13 protein-coding genes are annotated in these 13,309 nt (G+C 43.2%); all 13 read left to right on the top strand.

Going from position 1 to position 13,309, the window contains the following annotated elements:
• The first annotated feature begins 13 nt into the window (after positions 1–13).
• The 13 genes from spaK (at position 14) to A1830_RS22030 (ending at position 11,713) form a co-directional block, all read left to right on the top strand.
• On the top strand, positions 14–415 hold the full coding sequence (gene spaK, locus A1830_RS00635) for an InvB/SpaK family type III secretion system chaperone (RefSeq protein WP_067700227.1): 402 nt from the start codon (positions 14–16) through the stop codon (positions 413–415).
• Positions 415–1,707 carry a type III secretion system ATPase SctN gene (gene sctN / locus A1830_RS00630; RefSeq protein ID WP_067700224.1) on the top strand — a complete coding sequence of 431 codons (1,293 nt, stop codon included), beginning with the start codon at positions 415–417 and terminating at the stop codon, positions 1,705–1,707. Before spaK ends, sctN begins: the two co-directional genes overlap by 1 nt.
• Complete coding sequence (locus tag A1830_RS00625; RefSeq protein WP_156484903.1) at positions 1,697–2,143, top strand: hypothetical protein; 447 nt, start codon at positions 1,697–1,699, stop codon at positions 2,141–2,143. Before sctN ends, A1830_RS00625 begins: the two co-directional genes overlap by 11 nt.
• Positions 2,131–3,117, top strand: coding sequence for a SpaN/EivJ family type III secretion system needle length determinant (locus A1830_RS00620; protein WP_067700218.1), 987 nt, complete (start codon positions 2,131–2,133; stop codon positions 3,115–3,117). Before A1830_RS00625 ends, A1830_RS00620 begins: the two co-directional genes overlap by 13 nt.
• Entirely contained in the window at positions 3,114–4,058 is a 945-nt protein-coding gene (locus tag A1830_RS00615; protein ID WP_067700215.1) for a FliM/FliN family flagellar motor switch protein, read from the top strand. Before A1830_RS00620 ends, A1830_RS00615 begins: the two co-directional genes overlap by 4 nt.
• Entirely contained in the window at positions 4,045–4,710 is a 666-nt protein-coding gene (locus A1830_RS00610) for an EscR/YscR/HrcR family type III secretion system export apparatus protein (RefSeq protein WP_067700212.1), read from the top strand. The genes A1830_RS00615 and A1830_RS00610 overlap by 14 nt, the downstream gene beginning before the upstream one ends.
• A gap of 16 nt (positions 4,711–4,726) precedes the next feature.
• Complete coding sequence (locus A1830_RS00605) at positions 4,727–4,984, top strand: EscS/YscS/HrcS family type III secretion system export apparatus protein (RefSeq protein WP_067700209.1); 258 nt, start codon at positions 4,727–4,729, stop codon at positions 4,982–4,984.
• Positions 4,985–4,986: 2 nt separating this feature from the next.
• Entirely contained in the window at positions 4,987–5,760 is a 774-nt protein-coding gene (gene sctT, locus A1830_RS00600) for a type III secretion system export apparatus subunit SctT (RefSeq protein WP_067700206.1), read from the top strand.
• Positions 5,761–5,794: 34 nt separating this feature from the next.
• Complete coding sequence (locus tag A1830_RS00595; RefSeq protein WP_067700202.1) at positions 5,795–6,865, top strand: EscU/YscU/HrcU family type III secretion system export apparatus switch protein; 1,071 nt, start codon at positions 5,795–5,797, stop codon at positions 6,863–6,865.
• Between the two features lie 82 nt (positions 6,866–6,947).
• Positions 6,948–7,466 (top strand): type III secretion system translocator chaperone SicA, encoded by a 519-nt coding sequence (sicA, locus tag A1830_RS00590; RefSeq protein ID WP_067700199.1) that lies wholly within the window; start codon positions 6,948–6,950, stop codon positions 7,464–7,466.
• Between the two features lie 21 nt (positions 7,467–7,487).
• Entirely contained in the window at positions 7,488–9,422 is a 1,935-nt protein-coding gene (sctE, locus tag A1830_RS00585) for a type III secretion system translocon subunit SseC family protein (protein WP_067700196.1), read from the top strand.
• A 23-nt stretch (positions 9,423–9,445) separates the two neighbouring features.
• Positions 9,446–10,558, top strand: a complete 1,113-nt coding sequence (locus A1830_RS00580) for a hypothetical protein (protein WP_067700193.1) — start codon at positions 9,446–9,448, stop codon at positions 10,556–10,558.
• A gap of 66 nt (positions 10,559–10,624) precedes the next feature.
• The gene (locus tag A1830_RS22030; RefSeq protein WP_067700190.1) at positions 10,625–11,713 is read left to right on the top strand and encodes an IpaD/SipD/SspD family type III secretion system needle tip protein; all 1,089 of its coding nucleotides are present in this window, start codon (positions 10,625–10,627) and stop codon (positions 11,711–11,713) included.
• The last annotated feature ends 1,596 nt before the right edge of the window (positions 11,714–13,309 follow it).

The following is a 13,309-nucleotide window of genomic DNA, read 5'->3' as shown; positions in this document are numbered from 1 at the left end:
TAGGGAGTAAAAAATGTATACGGACATTGTTTCATTGATTCGCGGGGCTTTACTTGAAAATGGATGCGATGAATCCTTACTAGGTGATTTTGATAGCCATTCAACAATTTCCCTCGATTTTGAGAAACATCCAAGCATGTTTATTAGTGTAGATGATAATTATGTCTGGATTTGGTCACGGCTTTGTGAAGTTAGCGACAGCATTATGCAATATAAAGCGAGTGCTCTCCTTGAAAAAATGATAGAGGGATGTCAATTCTCAATCACCGGTCAGCTTCATATTTCTTTAAATGAAGGTTATATCGAACTTAAAGGGATGGTGCATCCAAACTTTCTGGAAAACAGCTCACGTTTTGCAGAAGCGTTAGATGAATTTTTCACTCAGCAGGAAGCATTTCTGGGGATCATTCGGTAATGGCAACGCGGGCGTTATTACGGCATCAGGCTCACCCATTACGGCTTTCAGGTCCTCTTATTGAAGCCGTGTTACCTCATGTGAAAGTGGGGGAGCTTTGTGAAATCCGCGAAAGCTGGAGTCAGTCAGCGGTTGTGGCTCGTGCCCAGGTACTAGGGTTTAATGGCGAACGTACCATTTTGAGCCTGATTGGTACCTCAAAAGGCCTTTCCCGCGAGGCAATTATCAGCCCAACAGGATCAGGACTCTCCGTAATACTTAGCCCGGACTTACTGGGTTGTGTACTGGATCCTTCGGGCCGGATTGTGGAGCGTTTTGCGAATAATGCAGGGAGATTCGTTACTGAAATCAGACCAATAGATTCACCACCTCCTTCGTACCAGGATCGCGTCGGCATTCGTCAGCCCTTTTACACTGGAATACGTGCTATTGATGGACTGATTACCTGCGGTATCGGCCAGAGGATCGGGATCTTTGCTTCAGCGGGCTGTGGCAAAACAACCCTCATGCACATGCTGATTGAGCACTCGGATGCGGATGTCTTTGTTATCGCTTTGATCGGCGAGCGTGGGCGAGAAGTTACTGAATTTACCGAAACCTTGCGTCAGTCGGGTCGTCAGCAGAAATGCATTCTGGTCTATGCAACGTCTGATTATTCATCACTTGACCGTTGCAACGCAGCGCTCGTGGCTACCACAGTTGCAGAGTATTTCCGTGATGCTGGTTTGAGCGTGGTGTTATTCTTTGACTCTATAACCCGGTATGCCAGAGCATTGCGAGATGTAGCGCTGGCTGCGGGGGAATCTCCGGCGCGGCGCGGCTACCCTGCTTCGGTATTTGACTCCTTACCCAGGTTACTCGAGCGGCCAGGTTGTACGCACTCTGGAAGTATTACGGCATGGTTCACAATTTTACTTGAAAGTGATGATGAACCCGATCCGATTGCCGATGAGATTCGCTCCATACTTGATGGGCACATCTATTTGAGCCGGAAATTAGCTGCACAGAATCATTATCCAGCAATAGATATTCTGGGCAGCATTAGTCGCGTTGTTAGTCAGGTCTGCGAACCAGAGCATTTACGTCTGGCGGGTGAGGTACGCCGTGTTTTAGCAAAGCTTGCCGAGCTCCAAATATTTATAGATTTAGGTGAATACCATCCGGGAGAAAATAAGGAAAACGATCGCGCAATGGCTAAGCGTGATGCCGTACTCGCGTGGTTAAATCAAAAAGGCGATGAGCATGCGGATTTTAGCGATATTATGCAGGAGTTAGCACACCTTGCGTCTTAATATTAAAAATTTAATGGTTCGTTCAGAATTAAAAATTGAAATGAACGACCTCCTCCTTGCCAGAAATGAGAGTGAGCACCGTACCATAACTACGCGCATTGATTCTATTAGAGAAGAAATGATAGCACTGGTTAACCTTAGCCGTAGCCTTTACCCGACGGGGGAGTTGACCAGGGAGCAGTTGCTATCTATTCAGCGTCGTCAGGGGGGGATTAAGAGAAAACTGGCAGATATGAAAATGCAGAAGGCTCAGATTTCGCTTGAACTTGAAGCCTGCCAGCAGGAAAAAGTCGAACTTTCTGACAAAAGAAAATCCCTGATTAGGAAGAAGGATAAATACAGTTATCTGCATACAACCGAGCGTCACAAAAAACGTCTCAAAGATGCACGAATTGAAGAGTCTGAAACAGAAGAGAGGATTTCATGGCTACGGTGAATAGTGTCAAAACTACGGATAGCAGTTTTCAGGAGAAAGCAGGCGAGACGGTTTCAAAAAGTCTGGATGACATCGTCAAGAGAAAACTAAAAGGCAGTGCCAGCAAAAAAACTGTCTTGCCTGTGCTTCAGCACGTAGACCTACCACCGCAGCGTGAGGTCAGGGAGGCCTCTTTATCTCAGCAGGGCGGGACATTGGCTGTGATCAGGGCTAAACAGGCGCATAACCCAATGCTATCCAGGATTCTGCGCTTACAAGAAAACGCTGAGACTAGTCCAAAAAGCAACGGCATTACAGTGATGGAGACTGAAAAGAAAAAAACGACTACGGGCCTTTTGCATGACCGGATAATGATTAACCCGGAGCAGAAAAAGCAACCCCAGTCTGTCACAGACCGATCAGACGCTATAAAGGCAGCGAACGGAACATCTCTGCATCCTTCGCAGGTTAGTTTAGCTTCGTCATCAATAAGAGATGAACCTGTCACAAAAAAAGTTGAAGCTGCCGAAAACAGAGTAGTGCCGCAAACCCGTGACAGGAAAGGACATTCTGAGAGGGAGAATTTGCTACACCACCTATCGGGTAATACATCTGCCCTGTCCCAGCGAGTCAATGACCCAGTACAGGAAAAAGTTCTTAAGCAGACGGATGTGGCAAAGGATGCCGCTTCATGGGGCAGAATGGTTGAAACCCCACGGGTTGCTGATACTCCTTCCGGGGTAAATGAGGGGTCGGGAAACAGTAAACTGACTTATACCTTCTCGGATTGGGGGAAAGGCCATCAGGTTAACGTCCAGATTAATAGCAATCAGGGTTTACCTATTGTATTACATCCTTCTGACACGCTCGTACATCAACGGCTGTCTGACCAGGGTGGACAGCATCATGGTCAGCCTGAATGGATTTTTGACGATGAACATGAGCAATCACAACGTACGCCTAAGCAACCTCAACCGGATGAGGAACAAACGTGATCAGACATCACTTTCGCCACTATTCAACTAATAAGCTATTAGGGCGTCAGCAGATTTTAGCCTGGGTAAAAGAGGGATTTAAAGTTCAGCAGAATATGCCGCCGGGAAAACGTTTGTTCCAGTTTACTAGCGATACGGGGTGGGAGGGGATCATAGATCTTCAAAGCTGGTTTGCAAGCGTAATGCCACAGAGTGCAAAAATGGCAAGTCGCTGTTGGTCTGTGAACCAACTTGAAACCCTGTTCATCAGCTGTGAACGCCCTCTTGAAGGATTACCTGCCGAACTTGACTATCAACGAATGGAAAGTAAAGGGAATATTGATAACACGCAAATAGTCAATTCAATGTATTCATTATTGACCCCGCAAGGCCGCGTGTGGATCAGCAAAATGCCCAGGTTTACACCCATTATAAACGAGCAGGAACGGATATTATTAGACTACGTACCTGTTGATATCCAGTTTGAGATAGGGCATAGCGCTATCTCCGTTGCCCTGCTAAGACAGGTGCATCAGGGTGATTTGCTACTCATTAGCATTAAAAAAAATTTAATTATTAATAACCAGGCTGTAATAGGCAGTTTTGTCTACGGTGAGGAAGGTTTTATGTTTAAAGAGGATAATGAGGAAATGCTTTCTGATGCATATGAGGAAGAGGCGTTGGGTGATGAATCCGTTAATAGCGATTCAGAAAGACTCATTCCCTGCGACAAAATATCAGTTCGGCTGGGGTTTGTTCTGCAACAAAAAAAACTTTCCATTAGCCAGCTTGAATCGTTATATCAGGGTGAAGTGCTGCCTTGCCAAATAGATGCTGAAAAGAATGTAACAATCACTGCGAACGGCGCCGCGATTGCCCGCGGTGAACTGGTTTGGATCGAAGATCGCATGGGAGTTGAAATTAAAGAGCTTTATCAAGAGGCCAGTGATGGTTCAAGGTAATGATATCTCACTTATAGCGCTGCTGGCATTCTCTACGCTGCTCCCTTTTATCATCGCGTGTGGTACATGTTATATTAAGTTCTCTATTGTATTTGTCATGGTACGTAATGCGCTGGGATTGCAGCAGATCCCATCGAATATGACGTTGAACGGCATTGCCCTGGTTCTTGCGTTTTTCGTCATGATGCCCGTGGTCAAAAATGGCTATGAAGAGTATCAGCATTCAGGAAAGGATGTGGATAATCCGCAGTCTATGGCCTATTTTATTGAACATGGGTTGGACAGCTATCGTAATTATTTGGAAAAACATTCCGATCCTGAGCTTGTTAATTTCTTTGAACACGTGCAACGTCAACGCGATAGCCAGGAAAATGGGACTGCTGAGGAAGAGCAGCGAGCGTCTATTCTTTCTTTGCTACCAGCATATGCCTTAAGCGAAATAAAGAGTGCTTTCAAAATAGGATTTTATCTCTATTTACCTTTTGTCGTTATTGACCTGCTGATTTCCAGTATATTACTGGCTCTGGGGATGATGATGATGAGTCCGGTAACTATTTCTGTGCCTATTAAGCTTGTGCTTTTCGTCGTGCTGGATGGTTGGACCTTATTATCAAAAGGCCTAATACTGCAGTATATAGAGCTGGCCTCCTGATAAGTCGGACTAAACTATGAACGAAATTACTTTTGCAGGCAATAAAGCGCTCTATCTGATATTGATGCTTTCCGCTTTACCCATAGGGGTTGCGACGATAGTAGGACTTTTAGTTGGCCTTTTTCAGACGGTCACACAACTGCAGGAGCAAACGCTGCCCTTTGGTCTGAAACTATTAAGCGTGACCTTATGTTTGTTTCTGGTCGCGGGCTGGTATGGCGATGTGCTGGTGAGTTTTTCACGTGAGGTAATCCGCATGGCATTGGTTCGTTAAAGATGTCTACTGCATTATTTTTTAATGTACATACCTGGCTATACGAAATGGCAATGGTCTCCGCCCGACTAATGCCCGCTTTTATTTTATTGCCTTTCTTCAATACTAATACATTGACGGGTGCAATCAGGCTGCCCGTGGCGATGCTCGTGGGTGTTGGATTGTGGCCACATGCCGGGGGGCCTGTTGCTGATTATGATAATATTTGGTTTTTAACCCTCATCGGAAAAGAGCTGGCCGTAGGTCTTATCATTGCCTTTTTCCTCTGTCTGCCATGTTGGGTGTTACATGCAGCAGGTAGTTTTATTGATAACCAACGAGGAGCGACTTTGAGTAGTAGTATCGATCCCTTATCGGGTGTCGATACTTCTGAGCTGGCCAACTTTTTTAATTTGTTTGCTGCCGTGGTGGTATTACAAAATGGTGGCTTACTTATCATGCTAGAAGTATTTGAAAAGAGTTATCTACTGTGGGAACCCTACCAATTAAGTATGCCAGCCCTTAATGTTGTATTGGAATTCCTGAGTTTGATGGTCAGGAATGCCTTTATTCTGGCCAGTCCACTCATTGTTGTTTTTTTACTTTCGGAATTATGTCTGGGACTGCTGGCACGATTTGCTCCCCAGTTAAATGCGTTTGCGTTGGCACTGACGGTGAAGAGTATAATTGCTTTCTTTTTATTACTTATCTATTTCACACCAGTATTGCCGGGGAAAATTATATTGTTGGAATTGCTCCCTGATACGCTAACTGGCTGGTCAGGTAAAATTTTCTAATAAGCTGAAAGATTCTTATTATGAGGAGAGATTAATGGCCGGGAGTAAAACAGAAAAACCAACCCCTAAAAAGAAAAAGGATGCCGCAAAGAAGGGGCAATCTTTCAAAAGTAAAGATCTAATTATATCCTGCCTCATTCTGGTTGGCGTGCAGTATCTTGTTAATTTCTCTGATGTTATGGAGCTTATGCTTTTTTGGCGCCGCATTATTGAAAACAACTTTACGAATAACATGGAAAGTTATGCACGGGCTGTACTGTGGACAGGTGTTAAAATATTCCTACCATTTCTTATATTATGTGTGGCTGCGTCAGCTTTGCCCACTCTGTTACAAACTGGATTTATGCTTGCCAGTAAGGCACTAAAAATCAACTTTGGTGCGCTAAACCCTGTCAATGGATTTAAGAAATTATTTAGCCTTCGAACAGCTAAAGACGTTATTAAATCATCGCTGTTCCTGACAAGCTTTATCGCAGCCGCCAGCATATTCTGGAATAATAATAAGTCTACTATATTTTCTCAAGTTAACGGCACTGCTCGGCATATTCTACCTGTATGGGGTGAACTCTTTAGCTCGTTAGTTGAATTGTGCCTGAGCTGTGCGCTATTGGTGTTAATTCTGGATGCCCTGGCAGAATACTTTCTACATATCAAAGATCTCAAAATGGAAAAGCAGGAGGTAAAAAGAGAATACAAAGAACAGGATGGTGATCCGGAAATCAAAGCCAGACGTAAAGAACTTCATATGGAATTGCTTTCTGAACAGGTTAAATCTGATATTAATAATTCCAAAGTTATTATCGCTAACCCCACTCATATCGCCGTGGGCATCTATATGAATAGGGATGTAGTGGGTATACCTTTTATCTCGGTACTGGAGAAGAATCAGCGGGCACTTGCAGTACGTGCCTACGCTGAGAAAGTGGGGGTACCGGTGGTGGAGAACGTTAAACTGGCGCGACGTATACTGAAATCACATCGCAGATATTCTTTTGTAAGTCTGGAAGAACTGGATGAGGTCATTGACATCTTGATTTGGCTTGAGCAGGTAGAAAATGCCTGGGTAAATGAGCACCTCCAACCGGATCACGAAGAGAATAAATGAGCGTTATCTATGAGAACATATAACACATGCATGGTTTAATGAGGTCATCAAGGCTTGAGGTGGCCCTACCTGGGAGAGAAAGATGAGCACGATGAAGGGTAATATCACTGAAAAAGAAGCTGAGCTAATCATGACGGCGACAATGGAGCATGGTGCAACATTACGTGAAATTCACGGGATTCCGAATGATGTAATGGAAAATATCTATGCACATGCTTACCAATATTATAAAGAGGGGCGCCTTGATGAGGCGGAGAATTTTTTCAACTTTCTTTGTATGTATGACCTGAAGAATCCAGATTATTTTATCGGTCTTGGTGCTGTTAACCAGTTAAAGAAAAATTATATTAAGGCTTGTGATTTCTACTCTCTTGCTTATGTTATGGCTGAAACTGATTTTAACCCTGTTTATTATTCAGGTCAGTGCCAGTTATTAATGGGTAATGTAGTTAAAGCCCTGCAATGCTTTGATATTATTTGCCAGCGTTGCCCCGATGAAAAACTGGTGACAAAAGCAAAAATCTACATGGATACCATCCGACTGAACAAGGATGATCTCCAGCGAGATGAAAATACGGAAATTTACGAAGAAAATATCTAGCAACGATATTAAGGACAAAATATGGATCTGAGCTTTTCTAAAACGGCAGGCCTGGCCAATGAACTCCCTAAGGCTGCTCCTTTGCTTGACAGTTTGGTGATTAATAAAACACATATTTCGCCTTCAAATGGGATGAGATTACATATTAAAGCCCAGGAAAAAAAACTGGAGGCGTTAGCGAAAAGTATTTCTGAAGACTATGACCGCAGTATTGAGGATGATAATGAACAGCCCGTTCTTAGACCTTCCGAAGGTCGGCTGACGAATAAGGCTCAGGTGCTATTGGCAATGGCTCGCTACCAGTCACTCAGCGATAATATGGATCAGGATAAGCTGGCTAATGCGTTAGCAGTATTTTTAGCTCAGTCAGAGGCGAAAATCCATAAAGCACATGAAATGTCAGAATATCTGAATAGCCTGCATCAAGAATTCGATGCATGTGAAAAAAACATCATTACAGCAAAGGAAAATGAAAGTAGTGCGCAAGCGCAGTGGAGTGACGCTAATGAAAAGCTAAGTGAAGCGAAAAAAAATCTTAGTAATCTTCAGAATGACAAAGATGCCAGCCCTGACGATATCGCCAATGCGGAAAAACAGGTCGCCAAAGCGTCTGATACTGTAGCTGAAGCAAAAAACATTCTCGTTGTCGCCGAAAATAAAACGCGGAAAGCCCTGGAGGCCGGACAAAAAGTTATTGATGTCATTAATGCTAAAACGGCCGAGATGAATAAAGAGTACGCCGATATTATTTTGCCCGCCGCGAGCCCGGTCAGTACCGCAATGGCACAATCGGAAAAGGCAATGACTCGCACTTCCATCATGATCATGTTGCTTACCGAATTCATCATGAAAATGGATGAATCTGCTTCGGATAAGCTGCAAAGCGATCTCGAAATGAACCGCATTCAGATGCAAGCTCGTCAGGCTGAAATGAAGCGTAAATCTGATGAGTACGAAGAGCAGGTTCGTAAGGCTGAAGAAGCACAAAAAATGGCCGGTTGTATTGGTAAAATTCTTGGCGGTATTGCCATCGCTCTGGGAGCGATAACTACATTATTCGGCGGAGGTGGAACGGCTTTAATGGCAGTTGGCATTGCATTAATGATCGCTGACCCTATTGTTGAGGCCATCAGCGGGCAATCTCTTACTGGAATGATTATGAACCCATTGATGGAACATGTTCTCATGCCTCTGATGAATTTCCTGGGAGATATCGTTTCAAAGATTTTTGATTCCACCCCAATTGGGCTGCTGTTAAAGGCCATTGATCAGGCAACAGGCGCGAATATGATGGACACTATTCATACCATCGTGACGGCAGCGGTTGCGATTGCAGCTATTGTAGCTATCGCACTTGTTGCTAAAAGTGCAGCGAAATTCTTGATCGAAAAAATGACCCAGGCAATGACTTCTGCAATTATGCAGGCGATAAAAAGTGCTATTGCGAAAGTTATTAAAAAAATCATCCCCAAAATTGTCAGAAACGCTGCAAAACAAGGCACCTCCGCACTGAGCAACGCGGGGAAAGCGGCTGCAAAAGAGATCAATAAGCTTACCTCAGAGATTACAAAAAAAATTGATAAGATTTCTGAACAGGTCACAAAAAATATTACTGGAGTATTAAAAAGTAGCGATTCGGGAGTAATGCGAAATTTGGCTGAGATCAATTTAAATCATATTAATATGCTTCGCACTGGAGTGGAAGGCTCAAATGCTATTGTTCAGTACGGCATGAATATTAATATTGCTAATATTCGTTTCGAAGCTTCTAAAGCATTAGCGCAATTTCAGCTTGCTAATAGTGATGTAAAAATTTTACGCGACTTGTTGTCTACAATTTTTTCCCGCTTCCGAGAAGATCAAAAGCTCATTCAATCGGTAGGGCAACAGCTTAATCATAGCTTGCAGAATGCAGATTCTTCAAGCCGCTCCATAGTGAGAAATATAAAAGCTTAGCATTAATTAATAAGGAAAATAATATGAGTTTTATATCTGAAGCTAATATGAAAGTAACAGTCCCAGGCTATGACGTCCATGTGCAACCTTCACGATTAAGTAACGAAACGGTTCCAGTAGGTAAGGGTGGCTTTAAAAATGATGTATCTAAGGAGTCCGTAGACTCTATTATCAGGGCTGCCGTAAATAATATTGAAAATATCAATAAACTGGCTGATGAGGCTCCCGACCTTCGTGAGTCTCTGAGAATAGCAGACCCAGTTTTGCTGGATAAACAACTTTCACAGTTACTACCTTCATTCGCAAATTTACCTCAGCAGAGGAGAGATCAAATAATTGAGACTATGCAGAATGACGTTAAAGAATTATCCGAAAAATCTAAAATAAATATTTCAGCGCTTGCTAACGGTTTCACCGGAAGAGTGGTGGATTTGATCCAGGTTATTTTTGCGACCGAGCTTAAGAATACACAAAGTATTACTAATCAAGCTAATGCGAATAATGAGATGGCCCGAAAACAGGCGGAGAACGGTGCTTCGGCTATCGTTGATGGTGGCCAGATTAGCAAGAACGCGGCTCTAACGCAGAGCGCTGTGGGTATTACCTCAACCGCATTATCAACTGGTTTTCAGATTAAAGCTTCTAACGCTAAGAATGATGCAATTAAAGTACACGGGAATAAATCAAACGAGCTTAAGCGCGAAGCGACAAAGCTAGAAAATCAAACTGTTCCATCAAAAATTGCTAAAACGGATACTTCATTAGCATCAGATACAAAGATTCTGAAAAACACTTCGGACAATTTGGCATTCAATGCCGCAGCCCATGATTTACAGTTACAGCTACGAATGAACGATGCCAATAATCAAGCGAGTATTGGGATGGCGACAGGTCAGGTTGGAAATAATAGTGCCGGGCTTGTCACTGCGAATAGTCACGTTGCCAAAGCAGAGGCTGAAGCTAAAGCCAGCTTGTCCAGCACAGATCAAGCTATCTATCAAGCCGCTAAAGAAGCTGATGAGCGCCGTGCGCAATTTTCAATGCAGTTCAGAGCATTGCTGATGGAAATGTGGTCACAGGTGGCTCAAAATAATTCCAATACCATCAGTGCAATGGCTAGTAACATCAAAGGATAGCCTATTTTCCCTTACCTACTAAGGCAGCCTTTTGCTCATGCAGGGGGCTTTTTTCGAGAAAAAATCATGAAAATACAGTCCGGCTTCTCTTATTCAGCTCATGCCACTTCAGAAAAATCATCAGACAAAATCAATATTACATCAAATAAAGAGTCAGAGATTCTACTAAGAGATGTTCCTCGCACAGGAACGGCACGTACATCTCTGGATAAAAAAAACCACCAGGATCTTGAATCCATAAAGGCAAGTCTTGCTCTGGAAAAAAAACAAAGAGAAGTACAAATTACCGTGCTTAAGGCGTTAGTTAAATTAATGCATTCTGATATTTCATCACCTTATTCATCAGACATGTTGAAAATTTACCAACCTCTTACTACATCTACAGATGCGCTTAGCTTTGGTCAAAACCTACGAAAGTTTGATCCTGTTCGGTCGGCGCCTGATGAAACGAACGATCCACTATATCGGCCTGACAGTTTGAGTTCTATGGTTAAGGCAGAACGGCCCGGTCCCTCTTCAAGTTGGGAAATATGTGATTCCGTAGCTGATTCTATCGGGGCCATGGGAGAAGATTATCTCGATGTCTTCCAGCAGGCGGTTGAGAAAAATGCTGAATTTTACAGTGACTTTTCTGATTTCATGTCTAAGCTCAGTCAATTCATCAAAGCAGATGGCGATAAAACAATTCTCAAAACCGCAGCCTTTGCTGCAGAACTTGATAAACTAATCAATAAGTATAAAGTGCCTTCTTCCGCAACAACTTTATATCCTGTACAAAGCGGCAACGCAGTGATTGGTGGTGATAAAGAAGAATGTGAGGCATGGGCAAAAGAAATGGGTCTTAATTCGGATAAAAGTGTTACACGACTTGCAGATGGAAGTTATATTGTTCACATCGATGTGTTACCTTTGGAAAATATAAAAAAGACGTTGCCAGGTTATAGCCATTCATGGGAGGACATGAAGTGCAATTCTGCTCAATGGGCCGCCTGGCAAAGTGGTTTTGATATGCAAAAAGACAGTATACAAACTGCAATGCAGACCCTGACGCAAAAATATTCTAATGCTAACTCCACCTTTGATAATTTAGTCAAGGTGTTGAGTGGTACTATTTCATCTTTATTGGAATCTGATAAGTCGTTCTTTAATATTTAATAGGGGAGAGGTAAATGACAAAAATAGCTGACGCAAGTACAAAAGTACTCATCCCAAAAGTCCAACATTATGGAGCTAATTCTACCTTATTAAGTGAGGGGCTTAATGGTGTAAGCAATACGCTCATAACTAATAAATCACCTGCCGCCTCAAATGCCAATAAGAATGATTTAGTCAAGCACATATCTGAGGGCATTGAACATATAAATATTCAGAAACAAAATTTTTCAAATGTTTATGGCCCGCATCAGACAAAATCTCCGCACGTAGCAGCAGGAACTGATAAAAGTGAAGAATGCCGAGAGGAATTGCCATCATCACACACTTTTTACACAGAAAAATTAAATACTGCTCTAGAAGATGTACGTAATGGTAGTAGTAAAAAAAATTCACACGTTGATAAAGCTCTCAAAAGATATTATACAGATACTAATCAAAGTGATACAGCGCGTAAACGTTTCGAATTTTTTTTAATTCTGCGTAAAGAGATTAAGAATGATAATCTGGTTAATAATGACGAAGTATTAAAAACCCTTGATGATCTGTCGAATAAGTTTATTAAAATTATTGCTGCTGACGGTTTTGGTATGGACTCTTATGCTGCAGGATCAATGAAGTCTAATGGCTCTGGCAAGAATAAATTAAAGGAATTAAATAAAGCCTGTAATGAAATCGCTATGTTAAATAAGCCTTCAAAGGGGGTGGTGTTCAGTTTCAATGAGCAGCTATCAAAACGTATTTTAGGCCACGTCGCCACTTTTGAACCTGATAAATTGATAAATGGTGATCCCATCGGGGATATATTTCGATCATCATTTGAACAGCATCAAGAAATGTGGAATCAAACGAATCAATCAAATTTGGATCCTTTTGAGGCGATGCAATCAAGATTAGGGCATGAACTTCTTGTCCTTGATTTACTAAAAGGGCTTGAGAAAAATGGTGCTGATCCTGTCTCACCTACAGCAAAAACTGTGGACCCAACAGAACCTTCTCCCACTCAGCCCCAACAGCCCCAACAGCCGATAATTTATGTTAATTATGCGCCTGTTAGTACCGTAAATATAAATAATACTACTGCGAGTCCTAAAGACGCGGAAGTTAATGTAGATAGAGGGAAAGAAAACCCTCAACCCCAGGGTGCATCATCTCAAACAGATGATGTCATAGACGGTCGGCTGAAAAAACGGGCCTTTAAGAATATAAATGCCGATGATATGAAAAATGAAGGTCCAGAGCAGTATGATGTCCCGGATGGCGGTCTGGCTTCAGCGGACAGGAATAACACAGCAGGACAGGGCTCTCAAACCGACAGGCAGACTGCAGGGCGGTCCGTGTCGAAGAATGATGCCGGTACCGGAACGGATAATGGCACCACNACCGACAGGCAGACTGCAGGGCGGTCCGTGTCGAAGAATGATGCCGGTACCGGAACGGATAATGGCACCACAGACGGGGCCGACAGCAGTGACGGGCCGGCTTCCACGCCGGGTAACCCGTCAGACAGGCCTGGCAGCAGGCGGGGCGTAGACGGTGCTGCAGATCCCCGGGGTGGTGGCGGAGTGAACGCGCCGGTGACTCCGGGCGCTTCAGCGG

Source organism: Erwinia sp. ErVv1, assembly GCF_900068895.1.
GTDB lineage: Bacteria > Pseudomonadota > Gammaproteobacteria > Enterobacterales > Enterobacteriaceae > Erwinia.
This window is presented reverse-complemented; position numbering and strand designations above follow the sequence as displayed.